The following is a 15,640-nucleotide window of genomic DNA, read 5'->3' as shown; positions in this document are numbered from 1 at the left end:
AAGAGAATCCATGGTTCTTTGGGTTACGTATCGCCGGATCGATTTGAGGCCATATATTACAAAAAAATCAGCTAAATGCGCTTAAAAGGTGTCCACTTTCTTGACAGAGGTCCAGCCAGACCGTTAGGGGCAGTCATCCGCTCCGATTCGTTCGCGTAACGGTCAGCCAGACCGTTAAGGGAAATTCGCCTTGGGAAGACCACTCCATTGGATGTGCGCTGATGTGCGTAATTGGACAGTCGTCGTTTTTTGCGTAGCAGGACTCGAAGGTTAGGCAGCGTACAGGAAGGCGTGGAGAAATTCTCCGCCATTTAATATCAGGAAAAATAAATCTCCCAATTCGATCTTGTCAACAGATGCTATATCTACTATGCTTGAACTACAAAAAAGTAACAAAAAGCGGGTGAATGACGTTGGCAAGAGTAGGGAGCAAGCTGAGTCAGTCGAATACGCTGCTCATGATTTCGAGCATCTATTCGTCGCTGACGAAAGCCGAGAAGAAGGTGGCGGACGCCGTCACCGCCAATCCGGAGGAAGCGGTGCTGGCAACCGTAACCGATTTGGCGGAGCAGGCGGGCGTCGGCGAGACGTCGGTCATCCGGTTTTGCCGGAAGCTCGGATTTCGCGGGTATCATGAATTCAAGCTGTCGGTCGCGCAGGATCTGGTGGATCGTCCGTCGTCGCTGAGCAGCGCGGTAATCGGAGAAGAGGACGACCTGATGACCATCGCCCGCAAAGTAACGATGAACCACGAGATGATGCTGAAGAACACACTGGACCTGCTCAGCGCGGACAGTCTCCGAATCGCGGTCGACCAGATGCTGGTCGCCAGCAAAATCTACGTGTACGGAGTCGGCTCGTCCGGCATTACGGCACTGGATTTGCATTATCGGCTCATGCGCACGGGATTTAACGTCGAAGCCCATCGGGATTCGCACATCATCGCGATGTCGGCTTCGCTCGTGAAGCCCGGCGATCTCGTATTCGGCATATCCACTTCGGGCAGCACGCGGGATTTGGTCGATCCGGTCAAGCAGGCCAAGAAGAACGGGGCCGTCGTTATCTGTCTGACGAGCCATCTGCGCTCTCCGATCGCGGCCTACGCCGATACGGTGCTGCTCGTTCCGTCCCGGGAGATGCCGACCGAAGGCGGGGCGCTGTCGACGAAGTTCACGCAGATTCACCTGCTTAATATTTTGACAACGCTGTTGACGCTTAAGGCGCAGGGAGCGAGCCAGGCGCTGGACAAGACCGCTTTGTCGGTCGTGGACAAGCTGTACTGAGCCTTTTTTTTGTACAACTGACCAATTCGCATTTATAAACCGACCAACGAAACGCCTGATGGAGAGGCATTTGCAAGGAGAACGGAGGGCGATGTTCTAAAGAATCGGTTATCGTCTCCCGAATGGCTCTCAAACGGAGGGCGATGTTCTAAAGAATCGATTATCGTCTCCCGAATGGCGCTCAAACGGAGGGCGATGTTCTAAAGAATCGATTATCGTCTCCCCAATCGCGCACAAACGAAGATTGTTGCTCGAAAGATTCGCACCTTGGTACACGGGGGAGGCCATGACGAATAGCCTCTATACTCCAAAAGAGCCTTGCGGAGTTGATGTGAGTCAGTTGGTCAGCCGTAGTTTTTTCGAGGCCATTGGAGGAAGAACGAGCCGCGGCGCTAGCCGATAGCGCCGGTCAGCGGCAAATTTCGACTTGAAATGGAGATTATATCCTCTATAATAAATTATATAAAAAGATATTTCCGGCAAAATGGAGGGGGAGCATGGAATACGCGATTGGAGCGGATATCGGAGGGACGAAAATCCAGGTTGCAGCCGTCGACCGGGAAGGACGCGTGGCCGACCGTCATCTGGCGCCGACCGAAGCGCATCTGGGTCCTGACCAGGTGATGGAGAAGCTGCTATCGGGAATCGAGCGGATACGAAGCCGGCTGCCCGCCGACGCCCGAGTTGCCGGCATCGGCGTAGGCAGCGCCGGGCAGATCGATTTCAAGTCGGGTACGGTCGCCTTTGCCGGAGATCATCTCCCGGGGTGGACCGGCACGCCGATCAAGTCGCGCGTGGAAGAGCGGTTCGGCTTGCCGGCCTACGTGGACAACGACGTGAACGTCGTGGCCGTCGCGGAGCAGCTATACGGTGCGGGCCGCGGGCTCGACAGCTTTCTGTGCGTTGCGCTCGGAACGGGAATCGGCGGCGCGATCGTCGAAGCCGGTCGAATCGTACGGGGAGCGCAAGGCTGCGCCGGAGAATTGGGGCATGTGTCCGTCGACTTTAACGGCCCGCGCTGCGACAATTGCGGCAACAACGGCTGCGTCGAGTTGTATGCTTCCGGCTCGGGCATTGCTCGGCTCGGCCGCGAGCTGATCGCCGAATCCGCGGAGAGACCGGCATGGCGGCCGGACTCTCGCGAGATCGCGCAGGCGTGGCTTCAAGGAGATCCGCAAGCTGCTCGGGTGATGGATGTCGCGATCCGCGCCCTGGCCGCGGCAATTGCAGGTTACATCCATATGTGCAATCCGCAGGCGGTTATCGTCGGGGGAGGCGTCTCGGAGACGGGACCTTCCTTCCTGGAAGCGCTGGACCGGGAGGTGCGCGGCCGGACTTCGCCCAGCGTCAGATCCGCTTACCGGCTGCTGCCGGCCTATGTAGGCAACGATGCCGGAGTAATTGGAGCGGCGGCGCAAGTCTGGCTGTACGGCGGCGAACAATAGAGAGGGAAAGCCCCGCGGAAGCGGTGCGGCATCGTTCGGCCGTACTGCTCTCGCGGGGCTTTGCCTTAACGATTCAGAAAGTATACAACCCACTATCCTTATCTGATTCGTCTCCGACAAACCGCCTTCATGTCCTGAGGACGACGAAGGCGGCTTCGCTTGCGTTACGCGATTTCCAGTCGGAAGAAGACCTCGAACATCCGATTCCAAGGCAGCGCGACTTCCTTCACCTTTACCTCGCCGGGAATAAGGCCTGTCGCATGCTGCGCCAGAAATTGCTCCAGCCGTTCGTGTATAAGCGCCGTAACCTCGTCTTGAATGTGCGCGATGCGGAAGTAGTCGCCGCCCATTTCCGTTAGACGGTTTTTCACGATATCGGTACGGATAACGGCTTGGTATCCCCAGTCCTCCAGCAGCCGGGATACATAGAACAGTCTGCTGCTTAGCGCCCGGGTCTGCTCGAAGTCGCTGTCCGCGGAGGAGCCTTGGCGCCGGTAGTAAGACTCCACGACCGCATGGGAAATCACGGTGCCGAGCGAGTTGCCCGAAGTGTTCCAGCCGGCGTAGGCCGACAGGCGCGACAGCAAGCCGGATGCCGACAGCAAGTTCATCAGGGGCTCGTCTCCGCCGTTGCAGGTGGCGACGTCCGCCAGCGCGACGAGCTTGCCCTTGTCGCTGTAAGATCGGATCGCCTGTGCGAACTCCCGGAGTCCGACCTCGGAGAAGTAGGCGGCATGGCGGTCGCCGTAAGCTCCGTCCGTCTCCGCCATGTCGTAGGCGCCGACCGGGGCCGAGTTGACCATCAGCACGACGTCGGCTTCGAGCGAGTTGTCGGCGATGAACGCGCCCATCGCCGTAAGGTGGGATTTCAGGCTTTCTCCGAGGCTGCGATCCTCGTACTTCGGAATGACGAACGGTCCGTTCGTCGCGGAGTGGCGGATGAACACCTCGGGCCGATAGCCCTTCAGCTCGCAGAAGACGCGCGCGAACAGCGTGCATCCGATCTCGTCCGCTCCCGGATACATGTGCACCCGGTCAAGCAATCCTTCCCGCTCGATCGTCAGCAGCAGCTTCCGCTGCTCCGCGGACGTGTAGCCGTACTTGGCGTTGTCGTCGAGCGGGATGATCAGGAAGTCGATCGCGCCGTCCCGCGCGAGCTCCACGCTTAACCGGTTGACCTCCGCGTTCGTGCCCCGGCGGCGGGTGAAATCTTCGTATACCTCTTTCGGCAAGGACGCGGAGATCCGCTCCAGTTCGCGCGCCTCCTCGTCGGTCAAGCCGTCGCGGCGCTCCTTGTCCCGAAGCCAGCCGCTGCGGGACAGCTGCGCGCCGGAATCGGCGTAATAATCCGGTTCTTCTTCGCTGCTGCTGTAAGCCGGAGCCCTCATGATCAAGTTGAAGGCGTATATTTTCAGCTCGGGATTCACGCGCTTGCATTCCTCCAGCGCGCTTAGCCGCCTGGAGCATTCCTCCAAGCTCCACTGGTGGAGCCGGGACGGCACGATGCCTCCATAGACGAGCATGTCGATCGATACGATCAGCACGTCAGCCACGGCGGCCTGTTCCGTCAGCCAGGAGGCGAGCCGTCCGGTATCGGCGGGTTGTTTCTTGCGTCCCAGCAGCTCCCGGGGCGGCACGATCAGGTTCAGATCGGTCGCGGCGGCGATTTGCAGCGGATAATCGGCGTTGCAAGGTCTTTCATCCAAAGGCACATATACGATAGCAGTCATGGACGAATCTCCTTCATTGGCGGCAGTTCCCGAAAGCCGGAACCGGACTTTGCGAACGTGCGCCTCTATTGGGAATCAGAGCAAATTCATTATAGCACAGCAATCTACAAATTGGAGGTTAAATCCACTTTTATATTTAAAAATAAAAAAAATATCTTTAATTTCGAAAAGGCTGCTGTTATAATGAGGCCATCGCAGTGCATTGGCGAATCCGAATCTATCGGTGCAAACTCAGGGATAACAGGTGATGGAATGACTCGAAACCTAATTGAAGAAATAGCGGGAGGGCTTATCGTTTCCTGCCAGGCTCTGGACGGCGAGCCGCTGTACGGTCCCGAGCATATGGCGGCCATGGCGGTTGCGGCTGCGGAAGGCGGAGCGGTAGCGATCCGGGCCAACACGCCGCAAGACGTGAGAGCGATTAAACAAGCATGCGGGCTGCCGATTATCGGACTGTACAAGAAGCATTACCCCGATTCGGACGTGTACATCACGCCGACCTTGCGCGAGGTGAAGGAGATCGCGGAGGCGGGAGCGGAGTTCGTCGCCTTGGACGCCACTTCGCTGCCGAGGCCGGACGGGCGGTCGCTGGCGGAATTGATCGCGTCGATCCGCGAGGAATGTCCGCAAGTGCGGATCGTGGCCGACGTATCCACCTTCGATGAAGGAGTCGCGGCCATGAAGCTCGGAGTCGATCTCGTATCGACTACGCTGTCGGGTTACACCCCGCACAGCCCGCAGCAGGATGAGCCCGATATCGAGCTGGTCGGGCGGTTGGCCGCGCTGCGCGAAGTGCCGGTACTGGCCGAGGGGAAGATCTGGACGATCGAAGAATGCGCGGCTTGTCTGCAAGCCGGGGCGCATGCCGTCGTCGTCGGGACGGCGATTACCCGTCCTCAGGAAATTACCCGCAGATTCGTGGGCGCGATCCGTTCGGCGTCGCAGCGGGAGTTGGCGCAATAACCGGAAGCTGTCTTCCTTATCATCTCAATTGGCGGATAATTCCTCCTATTGTATATCGAAAAAAGAAATAATGTTTGTTATTTTGACTAATTGAAGGGGGTGTGGAGGGGGGAAGCGGTCTGCAGTTCGCAAGAGAAATGAGGACAAGAGAAAATTATCATTCAAAGCGAGGGTGAACAAGCATGAATGCAAAGCAAGGTAGAAAAGCGTCATTGCTTCTGGTTGTCGTTATGATGGTTGCGGGTGTGCTGTCCGCGTGCAGCGGCAGCGATAACGGGAATAAAGGCAGCGCCTCTCCGTCTTCATCCGCAAGCGAGTCCGGCAAGCCCGCGGGGGAAAAATCGAAAGTATCGGTATGGTATTTGTGGGGCGGAGCCGAAGGCGAAGCGCTGGAGCAGATCATTCAAGACTTCAACGCCAGCCAGGACAAATATACGGTAGAAGGGCTGTCCGTACCCGACGAGCAGAAGATCAAGGTCGCCATCGCCGGAGGCAACGGCCCCGACTTGACGGACTCCTTCGACTGGGTCGTTCCCCAGTACGCCCAGCAAGGCATCGCGCTGCCGCTCGACGATCTGATCGCCAGAGACGGCTACGACGTGTCCGATTTCATCCCTGCCGCATTGGAATCCGGCCGATTCGACGACAAGCTGTATTCCCTGCCGCTGAACGCGAACTTCTCCATTATGTACTACAATAAAAAGCTGCTTGCCGACGCGGGCTACTCCGAGCCGCCGAAAACGAGCAAAGAGCTGTACGATGTCGCCTTGAAGACGACGAAGGTCAACGGCGACGGCTCTATCGAAGTCATCGGCTTCCCGTCTTATCCGTCCGAGACTTATCTGTTCAACGCCTTGGCTCACGGCTTCGGCTCAGCTTACTTGAGCGAGGGCGCCAAGGAGCTGACGTTCAACAACGAGAGCACGAAGGCCGCCATGCAGATGATCTATGACTACAACACCCAGTTCGGCGTGGACAACATTCGCCAGCTGCAAGCGGCGGGCAAGTGGCTGGACCCGACCGATCCGTTCCTGACGGGCAAGCAGGCGATCCGCTTCGACGGACCGTGGCTGTCCGCCCATATCAAGAACATGAACATCGACGTCGATTACGGCATCGCCCCGCTGCCTTATCTGGACGGCAAGCCGGAGACGGCCGGCGGCGGACTCGTAAGCAGCTCCATTTTCTACATCGCGAAGACGAGCAAAAACGTCGACGGCGCCTGGGAGTTCATGAAGTACTTGTACTCGCCTGAGCCGCTGGCCAAATTCATGTCGCTGATGGGCAACATCCCGGCTACGAAGAGCGCGATGGCGCAGCCAGCCATGAAGGACATGGTCGATTCGGAGCAGATTATGCCGCTAACCGAAAGCCCGAACCTGAAGTCGATTCCGCATTTCGCCAAGCGCAGCGACTTCGACAAGCTGTTGGGCGAAGAGCTTGAGCTGATGTTCAACTTGAAGAAAACGCCGGACGAAACGATGAGCGTGCTCGAAGGCAAGCTGGCGGAATTTCTGAAATAGCGCACGAACGGTTGGGGGTTCCGAATCCGGGCCCCCGGCTGTTACGCTTGTACCGTTCCATCCGCTCCAAGATACGGAGGTGACCCGATATGAAAAGAGCGACCCTTACCGGACTGCTGTTCTCCAGTCCGTTCCTGATCGGTTTTATAGCGTTCACCTTGTATCCGATCGGCGCATCGCTCGTCTACAGCTTCACGGACTTCAACATGTTCAAGTCTCCTTCCTGGGTCGGACTGGACAACTATCGTTGGGTGTTCCAGGAGAAGGACGTCTGGAAGAGCATCGCCAATACGCTTTACATGGTTTTGTTCGCTACGCCGATCAGCCTGATCGTCGGGCTGCTGCTCGCCCAAATGCTGAATATGAAGGTTCGCGGCCAGTCCATCTACCGCACCTTGTACTATATTCCTTCGATCGTCCCGGCTATCGCGACGTCGCTCGTCTGGATGTGGGTGCTTAATCCGAAAAGCGGCCTCATCAATACGGCGCTAGGCTACCTCGGCATACGCGGGCCGAACTGGCTGCTCGATCCGGTCTGGACGAAGCCTTCGCTCATTCTGATGGGAGCCTGGGGAGCCGGCGGCATCATGATCATCTTCCTCGCTTCTCTGCAGGACGTGCCGAGAAGCTTGTACGAATCGGCGGAGATCGACGGCGCGGGCAAAGTCCGCAAGTTTTTCAGCATTACGCTGCCCAGCATTTCGCCAATTATTTTATTCCAGCTGATCATGGGATTGATTACGTACTTCCAGTACTTCGCGCAGGCGTTCATGTTGGCGTCGATGACGAATTCCGGCGCCAACCAGACGATGGCGGGACCGGAGAAGTCGCTGCTGTTCTACGCGGTGCTGCTCTACCGGGAAGCGTTCGTCGACTTCCGGATGGGGCATGCCAGTGCGATGGCGTGGGTGCTGTTCCTGATTACGTCCATCGTGACCTATCTGATCTTCCGCTCATCCAACCGATGGGTGACTTACGGGGGGGATTGACATGAGTTCGGCAACCGGTTCATTCGGCGGCGGCGCGGGCAAAGGCATCCGTCGCTTCGTGCCCCATCTGTTCCTTGCGGCGTTCAGCGCCGTGTTCGTCATGCCGATCCTGTGGCTGCTGCTGACTTCGATCAAGTCCGACAAGGATTTGTACGCCAATCCTCCGGTGCTCTTTCCGAAGCAACCGCGCTGGGAAAATTACGTCGACGTCTTCCGCGAGATCCACTTTCTCGGCATGACCTGGAACACCTTCTTCATCTCCATCATGTGCGTCATCGGGGTGCTGATCTCGGCTCCGCTGGTCGCCTACGCGTGCTCGCATATCGAATGGAAAGGCAAGAACGTCATCTTCGCGCTCGTCATCGGAACGCTTCTGCTTCCTTATCAAGTCACGATGATTCCGACGTATATCATCTGGGGCAAGCTCGGCATGATCGGCTCGTATATGCCGCTGATCCTGCCCGCGTTTCTGAGCGCCGGGGCGGGATATTACATCTTCTTGCTGCGACAGTTCTTCATGACGTTGCCGGTGTCGCTCATCCATTCCGCGAAAATCGACGGAGCTTCCGAGCTGCGCATTTACCTGCAAATTCTGATGCCGCTCAGCAAGCCGATCATCGCGACGGTAGGCGTCCTGCTGTTTCTGGCGACCTGGTCGGACTTCCTCGGCCCACTGCTGTATCTGAACAACGAGAAGGACTATACGCTTTCGCTCGGGCTGTACGCGTTCATGCAGACCCACTATATTATGTGGGAGAAGCTGATGGCGGCTTCGGCGATGTTCACGCTGCCGATCATCGTGCTGTTCTTCTTCGCGCAGAAGCAATTCATCGAAGGTATCAAGCTAACCGGGATCAAGGGGTGACCGTGCATGGGCAAAATCAAAGTGGCGGTAATCGGCTGCGGAGCGATCGCCAGCAGCCAGCACATTCGGGCGTACAGCAGCAGCTCCGAGGCGGAAATCAAGTATCTGTGCGACATTAACCTGGAGCGTGCGGAAGCGGCCGTACGGGAATTCGGCTGCGGCCAGGCGATTACGGACTATCGCGTCATTCTCGAAGATCCCGAGGTGGAGGCGGTGTCGGTCTGCACGCCGAACCATCTGCATGCGCCGCTGTCCATCGCGTGTCTGCGCGCGGGCAAACACGTGCTGTGCGAGAAGCCGGCGGCCCGCACCTACGCGGAAGCGCTGGAGATGCAGCAGGCGCAGCGCGAGAGCGGCAAGGCGCTCAACATCGGCGTCGTCAACCGCTTTAACGACGGCGTTAACGTGATCAAGGGGATGATCGACTCCGGCGAGCTCGGCGAAGTCTACCATGTATATGTCAGCTTCCGCGCTCATCGTTCCATTCCCGGGCTCGGCGGCCCGTTCACGACGAAGGCAGTCGCCGGGGGCGGGGCGCTGATCGATTGGGGCGTTCATTTTCTCGACCTCGTCATGTACTGTCTGGGCGACCCGCTGCCGCGAACCGTCTCGGGCCAAGCGTACAGCAAGCTGGGCGCGGATCTCGCCAACTACGCCTACGTCGATATGTGGGCCGGTCCTCCCAACACGGAGGGGACTTACGACGTCGACGATTTCGTGACGGCGCTCGTTCGTACGGAAGGACCGACAATCTCGCTGAACGGAGCTTGGGCGCAGAATATCGGAGTTCCCGAGATGTATATCGATTTTCTGGGCGACAAGGCGGGCATTCGTCTTCAATACGGCCAGGATTTTAAAATATACGGGGCCAGCAACGGGGCGCTTATCGAATCGACGCCCAAGTTCCGCACAAGCGACATGTTCCAGAACGAGATCGACGCTTTCCTGCGCAGCATCCGTACCGGAGAGAAGCTGCCGTCCCATATCGACGCGGCGATTCTGACTTCCCGGATCATTCAGGCCATCTACGATTCGTCGGAGCAGCGCAAGGAAATGATTCTGGATTAAGCGGAGGCGGCTCGGATGAGAACGATCGGTTTTATCGATTTTTATTTGGACGAGTGGCATGCCCGGCATCTGCCCGAATGGATCGAGAAAGCGTCGGACGGAGAAATGAAAGTCGCTTACGCTTACGGGTTGACGGATGCGCCGCAAGGACTCGGCAACGCGCAATGGTGCGAGGAGATGGGCATCGAGCTGCTGGATTCGATCGAAGCGGTCGTCGAGCGCAGCGATTATATCGCCGTGCTGTCGCCCGACCACCCGGAGATGCACGAGCGGCTGGCGGACCTTCCGCTGCGATCGGGCAAGCCGACGTTCGTCGACAAGACGTTCGCGCCGGATCGGGCGGCGGCCGTCAGGCTGTTCGACTTGGCGCGGGCGCACGGCACGCCGGTCTTCTCCTCCTCCGCGCTGCGCTACGCGCCGGAGTATGCCGCCGAGCTGGAGCGCTCGGACGGCCGGCGGATCGAGACGCTGTGCAGCCAGGGGCCCGGCCTGTTCGGCAACTATGCGATCCATCAGCTCGAGCCGATCGTGGCGTTGATGGGAGCGGACGCGCGCCGGATCATGTTCATCGGCTCGGACCGCACGCCGGCGCTGCTGATCGAATACCCGGACGGGCGCAAGGCGACAATGCACATGCTGCAGGACAGCCCGTTCCACATCGCGTTCCAGTATGGGGAAGGATCGTCCGCTCTGGCGACGGCCGAGGCCGATTTCTTCGCGCCGTTCGTGCGGGATCTCGTCCGCTTCTACCGGACGGGCGTATCTTCGGTGGACACGGCCGAGACGGTCGCGGTCATTCAATTGATCGAATACGGACGGCAGGCTGCGGAGCGGCCTTTCGAATGGCTGGAGCTGCCCGAGTAACAGATAAGATGACCAAAGACGGCTGCGTTTTCCCGCTCCGGGGCATGGCAGCCGTCTTTGGTCATTTCTTTTTGCGATAGGCGGAAGGCGATTGGCCCTCCCACTTGCGGAATGTGCGGCTGAAGGCATGAATGCTCTGAAAGCCGAGCTCGTCGGCGATCTGGGTCAACGATTGATCGGTAAACTGGATCATCTGCTTGGCCTTCTCCAGGCGGATGGAGACGTGGTATTGGATCGGCGTCATGCCGTATGCCTTCTTGAACAGGCGGCAGAGGTAATACTTGCTCATGTTGGCCAAGGCGGCCAGCTCGTCCAGCGTCAGGTCGTGGTCGGTCGGATGCGCCAGGTAGTTTTTGACTCGTTCGAGCTGCTCCCAGTTGGAGTGGAGATGCGCGTTGCGCTGCCAATGAATTTCCCGCAGCAGCAGCACCCACAGTTGGATGAACAGGCCTTTGGCGGTTGTCTCGTAATAAGGAAATTTGCGGTCGAACTCGAAGATGATTTCCTGAATCAGCTGCTCGATGACGGCGGGCTTATTCAAGCGGATGTGATTGGGCAGCGGATCGTCCATCTCCGCGAGTACGTCTGGACGGATCCATTGCTTTTCCTGTTCGGTCAGCATAGCGTGCGGCTTGAATGAGACTTTGACCTCCGGGCTGTCCGGCCTGTAGAAGAGATCGAAGTGCAGATGAGGCTGTCGGAGAGGCTGGCCGTTCAGCAGGTAGATGGAGTGGACTTGATTCGGCTTGAACAAGAATAAATCCCCCGGCGCCCCATGATACTTATGACCCTCCACGGTAACCTCGCATTCCCCCTCTTTCACGAACATGAGCTCGTAGTCGAATATGATCCGTTCGGTAATGTTCACCGGAGGGTAGATAGTACTGTCCCAAGCTACCCGAATGTAAGGAGAAAGCGAGTTCAAATCCATGTCCATATCCGGACCCCCTCTTCGACTTCGATGACAAGAGAGCAATTTCGGTTAAATATCTCAACGATTCAGCTAAAGATCATTGCCGCGCATTTATATAAAATAACAATTGTAAGCGCTATATCGATTATAGAAGCTTCATTCGTAAGGCGCAATCATCGACAAAAGGAGCTGCGCATATGCACCATTCACCGCAACTATCCTCCCTAAGCCTGTCGAGAACGGGCAGAAGAAAGCGCGAGTCCAGTTACGACCGAACGGGAGGCAACAAGGATTATTTCTCGATTCTCCCGGGGGAAAACCAAACGATCTGCCGGATTCGGGGCGCGGGGGCGATCACGCATATTTGGATGACGATGGCGACGGACGGCCCGAGGGAGGAAGAGTATCTGCCCCGCAAGATCGTTCTGCGAATGTATTGGGACAATGAGCCGGAGCCGAGCGTGGAAGCGCCGATCGGGGACTTCTTCGGCATGGGCCACGGCGTCACGCGGAACTTTACGTCCGCCGCGCTGATGATGAGTCCGGAAGACGGCAAGGCGTTCAACTGCTTCTTCCGGATGCCTTACGCGACCGAAGCCCGAATCGAAGTCGAGAGCGAGGCGGACGAAGCGATCAAATTTTACTTCTACATCGATTACGAAGCGTACGACCGACTTCCGGAGAATGAGCTTCGATTTCATGCCCAATGGCGCAGGGAATGTCCGACGGACGGGGTTCCGGATCAAGAGATGGACAACGCGTATTTCGAATTCGGCGGGAAAAACGTAACCGGGGACGGAAACTACGTCATTTTGGAGGCGGAGGGCAGGGGCCATTACGTCGGCTGCAACTTCAACGTTCATAATCTGCGCGAGACGCGGGAGTGGAACTGGTACGGCGAGGGAGACGACATGATTTTCATCGACGGAGAGTCTTGGCCGCCTACGCTTCACGGCACGGGCATGGAGGACTACTTCAACACCGCGTGGTGCCCGCAGCAGGAGGTGTGCACGCCTTATCACGGCATCATCATGGGCGGCGGGTGGAACTGGAGCGGCAAAATTTCGACGTACCGCTATCACATTCTCGATCCGATCATGTTCGAGAAGAGCATCCGGGTGACGATCGAACACGGCCATAACAATCACAGGAGCGACGACGTGTCCTCGACGGCCTATTGGTACCAGGAGGAGCCGCATCGCCCGAACCGCCCGCTGCCGAAGGCCCCCGAGCGGATGCCGCTTCCAGACCTTAAACCGTTCGACGGGTCGAGCATGAAACGTATTTTCGGCCATGCGAACCCGTAACCGGAAACCGGGCGGCAAAGGAGGAAATCGGATGACCAGGTCGTTGGGCCTGACGGCTATCGCGGTGCTTTTCGTTCTGGCGTCGTGCTCGGGCGGGAAGAAGCCGAATCCGATGCTGGAGGCGAAGAACAAGGAGTTCGTCCTCAAGGGCGTATCGGACTTGACGCAAGTGGCGCAGCTGACCGGAGCGGAATCGCCGAACAAGACGGATCGCTTCGGAGTCTACGGCACGGATCTCGGCTCCATGATCAACGCGGGCGAGCGCACGTATTTCGTCTTCGGGGATACGTTCGGCGAAAGGCCCGAGGGGATGACCGGCGGAGGAGGCAGCTTGTGGCGCTCCAATACGCTCGCTTACGCGGCCGATCAAGAGCCTTCCGACGGCATTTCTTTCGAAGGCATGATCGTCGACGAGCTCGGGCTTGCGAAGGAGCTGCTGCCGTCCGCTAAAATCGATTACGAAGAAATGACCAAAATACCGACGCACGGCCTGTATGCCAACGAAGCGCTCTACCTCTACTACATGTCGGTCAGTCACTGGGGAGAACCGGGACGGTGGGACGCCAACTATGCAAGCTTGGCCAAATCCGCGGATCAAGGACAGAGCTGGACTTTGCTGGAGGGCGTGAAATGGCCCGGAGACAGCAACTTCGTTCAGGTGAGTCCCTATCGCGTGCAAGATGGCGACGACCCGCCGGAAATCTATTTCTGGTGTATCCCTTCCGGCCGTTACGGGGGCGTGCAGCTGATGAAGGTCGGCGAAGAGCAGGTGGAAAATCCGGACGAATACCGCTACTTCGCGGGGACGGACGAGAAGGGCGCTCCGATCTGGAGCGCGCGCATGGCGGATGCCAAGACGGTGGTGGAGGATTCGGTCGGCGAGCTGTCGGTCGTCTGGAATCCATACTTGGAGCGCTGGCTGATGACCTATCTCAACGAAGGCAGCGGGGTCGTGATCCGGGAAGGATTGACGCCTTGGGGGCCATGGGGCGGGAAGATCGAGCTGGTCAGCCCGATCCAATATCCCGGTCTGTACGCCCCCTTCATGAACGAACGGTATACGGCCGAAGGCGGCAAAACCGTGTACTTCGCGTTGTCCTTGTGGGATCCCTACAACGTCTTCTGGTTCAAGGCTTCATTAATGAAGTAAGCGAATCCGAATTTTCCGTTCGATTTAGACGCTTCGCGTTTAAATAGCAGGATCAAACAAAGGGAGGGTTCCTTCATGCAAGGAAAATGGGGAAAGTCAAAGATCCGGTCGGCGCTGTTATCGGCTCTTGTCATCCTGGCGCTTGCGGTTGCGGGGTGCGGCGGCAATAGCGGCAAAGGCTCGGACGCAGGCTCTTCCGCCGGCGTCAGTCCGAGCGGGAGCGCGTCGCCGAGCGAGAGCGGCGGGCCTTCGGATTCGGCAAGCGGCGCTCCGGCGGAGAAAGTGAAAATCGAGTTTTGGGCGCAGAAATTCGAGGACACGACGGATGCCTGGTTCAAGAAATGGACGAACGAATTCAACAAGACCCATGAGAATATCGAGGTCAAATTGACGATCGTTCCGGGCGATGCATGGGCTCAGAAGCTGAAGGCCGCGCAAGCGGCCGGCAAAGCGCCGGACATCGCGACGATGAACTACGGAGGCATCGTGAACGCCGCCAAGCTCGGTCAGATCCTGCCGCTGAACGAGCTGATGGATCCCACCGTATTCGATGACTTGTATGACAACGTAAGAGATTTCGTTTCGGTCGGCGGCAAGTATTATGCTTATCCGAAGCTGGTCGAGCCTTCCGCGGTGCTCTATTACCGGAAGGATCTGTTTCAGGAAGCGGGACTCGATCCGGAGAAGCCGCCGGCCGCTTGGGCGGAAGTGCTTGAATACGGCAAGGCGCTGACGAAGAAAGGCGTGTTCGGCTTCACGATCGCGCAGAACGCCGCGGATCTCGGTTGGTCCAGCTGGGGCTTGCAGTATAACGCGGCCGGACATTTGGCGGTTACGGACGATTGGTCGCAAGCGGACGTCGACAACGAAGGGTACAAGAACGTATTGAACTTCTATCAGCAAGCGTACCAATCCGGCATTATGCCGAAGCAACAGCTTGCGGGATACGCGGATATCAAGCCGTTCGGCGAAGGAAAAGTCGCCATGGCCGTATGCGGCTCGTGGGCGATCGGGCAGCTCCGCAACAGCTACAAGGATATGCTGGATAAAGTCGGCGTCGCTCCGATGGCGTCGTTCGACGGAGACCAGACGAAACCGACGGCCACGCTAGGCGGATGGACGCTGGTCGTAGACGGCAAATCCCGGCATGCCGAAGAAGCTGCATCGTTTATCTCGTACTTGCTCGCTGGCGATCCGGCCATCATGATCGATTTCTTCAAAGGCGCCCAATTCTCCAAGTTCTCCGCGCGCCAATCGGTGGACGAAGCCATGAAAACCGATGCGGATGCCTCCAAGGATGCCTGGCGCGCGTTGATCGCCGAGAAGGTGATCCCGTATTCGAAAGCCGAGCCGATCTATCCTTGGGACATCAGCTTTGCCCTCTCGACCGCGATCGAATCGGCGATGAGGGGAACGAGCGTGGACAAAGCGTTGGCCAAGGCCGAGAAAGACATCAACGACTTTATCGCCAAATCCAAGCTCGCGGGAACGAACCCCAAAGCTTAATGCCCGGACGGCGGTCGGGGACGATCGCATCCCC

The 15,640-nt window shown here is 58.0% G+C and carries 13 protein-coding genes; 11 read left to right on the top strand and 2 right to left on the bottom strand.

What is annotated here, in order from left to right; genetic code table 11:
* The first annotated feature begins 413 nt into the window (after positions 1-413).
* The gene (locus ACESLM_RS24265; RefSeq protein WP_372635447.1) at positions 414-1,283 is read left to right on the top strand and encodes a MurR/RpiR family transcriptional regulator; all 870 of its coding nucleotides are present in this window, start codon (positions 414-416) and stop codon (positions 1,281-1,283) included.
* 497 nt (positions 1,284-1,780) lie between these two features.
* Entirely contained in the window at positions 1,781-2,728 is a 948-nt protein-coding gene (locus ACESLM_RS24260; RefSeq protein WP_372635444.1) for an ROK family protein, read from the top strand.
* 164 nt (positions 2,729-2,892) lie between these two features.
* On the opposite strand, the gene ACESLM_RS24255 is transcribed toward ACESLM_RS24260, so the two are convergent.
* A complete protein-coding gene (locus tag ACESLM_RS24255; RefSeq protein ID WP_372635442.1) occupies positions 2,893-4,458 on the bottom strand; it encodes a DUF4127 family protein in 1,566 nt (521 codons plus the stop codon).
* A 252-nt stretch (positions 4,459-4,710) separates the two neighbouring features.
* On the opposite strand from ACESLM_RS24255, the gene ACESLM_RS24250 reads away from it, so the two are divergent.
* The 6 genes from ACESLM_RS24250 (at position 4,711) to ACESLM_RS24225 (ending at position 10,730) form a co-directional block, all read left to right on the top strand.
* Positions 4,711-5,421, top strand: a complete 711-nt coding sequence (locus tag ACESLM_RS24250) for an N-acetylmannosamine-6-phosphate 2-epimerase (RefSeq protein WP_372635440.1) — start codon at positions 4,711-4,713, stop codon at positions 5,419-5,421.
* A gap of 182 nt (positions 5,422-5,603) precedes the next feature.
* Complete coding sequence (locus ACESLM_RS24245; RefSeq protein WP_372635437.1) at positions 5,604-6,944, top strand: ABC transporter substrate-binding protein; 1,341 nt, start codon at positions 5,604-5,606, stop codon at positions 6,942-6,944.
* An 89-nt stretch (positions 6,945-7,033) separates the two neighbouring features.
* Positions 7,034-7,933: a carbohydrate ABC transporter permease gene (locus ACESLM_RS24240; RefSeq protein ID WP_372635434.1), complete on the top strand. Its 900-nt coding sequence runs from the start codon at positions 7,034-7,036 to the stop codon at positions 7,931-7,933.
* Position 7,934: 1 nt separating this feature from the next.
* Entirely contained in the window at positions 7,935-8,798 is an 864-nt protein-coding gene (locus tag ACESLM_RS24235; RefSeq protein ID WP_372635431.1) for a carbohydrate ABC transporter permease, read from the top strand.
* Positions 8,799-8,804: 6 nt separating this feature from the next.
* Complete coding sequence (locus ACESLM_RS24230; protein WP_372635429.1) at positions 8,805-9,866, top strand: Gfo/Idh/MocA family protein; 1,062 nt, start codon at positions 8,805-8,807, stop codon at positions 9,864-9,866.
* Positions 9,867-9,881: 15 nt separating this feature from the next.
* Positions 9,882-10,730, top strand: a complete 849-nt coding sequence (locus ACESLM_RS24225; protein WP_372635426.1) for a Gfo/Idh/MocA family oxidoreductase — start codon at positions 9,882-9,884, stop codon at positions 10,728-10,730.
* Positions 10,731-10,791: 61 nt separating this feature from the next.
* Here the strand turns inward: ACESLM_RS24225 and ACESLM_RS24220 are convergent, their stop codons facing one another.
* Positions 10,792-11,667, bottom strand: a complete 876-nt coding sequence (locus ACESLM_RS24220; protein WP_372635423.1) for a helix-turn-helix domain-containing protein — start codon at positions 11,665-11,667, stop codon at positions 10,792-10,794.
* Between the two features lie 173 nt (positions 11,668-11,840).
* Between ACESLM_RS24220 and ACESLM_RS24215 the strand changes: the two genes are divergently transcribed.
* The 3 genes from ACESLM_RS24215 (at position 11,841) to ACESLM_RS24205 (ending at position 15,606) form a co-directional block, all read left to right on the top strand.
* A complete protein-coding gene (locus ACESLM_RS24215) occupies positions 11,841-12,950 on the top strand; it encodes a glycoside hydrolase family 172 protein (protein WP_372635420.1) in 1,110 nt (369 codons plus the stop codon).
* A 31-nt stretch (positions 12,951-12,981) separates the two neighbouring features.
* Complete coding sequence (locus ACESLM_RS24210) at positions 12,982-14,100, top strand: glycoside hydrolase family 183 protein (protein ID WP_372635418.1); 1,119 nt, start codon at positions 12,982-12,984, stop codon at positions 14,098-14,100.
* A 75-nt stretch (positions 14,101-14,175) separates the two neighbouring features.
* On the top strand, positions 14,176-15,606 hold the full coding sequence (locus tag ACESLM_RS24205) for an ABC transporter substrate-binding protein (RefSeq protein WP_372635415.1): 1,431 nt from the start codon (positions 14,176-14,178) through the stop codon (positions 15,604-15,606).
* Positions 15,607-15,640 lie beyond the last annotated feature (34 nt).

The organism is Cohnella sp., assembly GCF_041641335.1.
Taxonomy (GTDB): domain Bacteria; phylum Bacillota; class Bacilli; order Paenibacillales; family Paenibacillaceae; genus Cohnella.
Note: the sequence above shows the minus strand (reverse complement) of the source record. Positions and strands in the feature narration are given on the sequence as shown.

Bases quoted from the DNA above. Each gene is read 5' to 3' on its own strand.
- ACESLM_RS24255 (WP_372635442.1), bottom strand. From the start codon at position 4,458: ATGACTGCTATCGTATATGTGCCTTTGGATGAAAGACCTTGCAACGCC.
- ACESLM_RS24235 (WP_372635431.1), top strand. From the start codon at position 7,935: ATGAGTTCGGCAACCGGTTCATTCGGCGGCGGCGCGGGCAAAGGCATC.
- ACESLM_RS24250 (WP_372635440.1), top strand. From the start codon at position 4,711: ATGACTCGAAACCTAATTGAAGAAATAGCGGGAGGGCTTATCGTTTCC.
- ACESLM_RS24225 (WP_372635426.1), top strand. From the start codon at position 9,882: ATGAGAACGATCGGTTTTATCGATTTTTATTTGGACGAGTGGCATGCC.
- ACESLM_RS24205 (WP_372635415.1), top strand. From the start codon at position 14,176: ATGCAAGGAAAATGGGGAAAGTCAAAGATCCGGTCGGCGCTGTTATCG.
- ACESLM_RS24260 (WP_372635444.1), top strand. From the start codon at position 1,781: ATGGAATACGCGATTGGAGCGGATATCGGAGGGACGAAAATCCAGGTT.
- ACESLM_RS24240 (WP_372635434.1), top strand. From the start codon at position 7,034: ATGAAAAGAGCGACCCTTACCGGACTGCTGTTCTCCAGTCCGTTCCTG.
- ACESLM_RS24210 (WP_372635418.1), top strand. From the start codon at position 12,982: ATGACCAGGTCGTTGGGCCTGACGGCTATCGCGGTGCTTTTCGTTCTG.
- ACESLM_RS24215 (WP_372635420.1), top strand. From the start codon at position 11,841: ATGCACCATTCACCGCAACTATCCTCCCTAAGCCTGTCGAGAACGGGC.
- ACESLM_RS24230 (WP_372635429.1), top strand. From the start codon at position 8,805: ATGGGCAAAATCAAAGTGGCGGTAATCGGCTGCGGAGCGATCGCCAGC.
- ACESLM_RS24220 (WP_372635423.1), bottom strand. From the start codon at position 11,667: ATGGACATGGATTTGAACTCGCTTTCTCCTTACATTCGGGTAGCTTGG.
- ACESLM_RS24245 (WP_372635437.1), top strand. From the start codon at position 5,604: ATGAATGCAAAGCAAGGTAGAAAAGCGTCATTGCTTCTGGTTGTCGTT.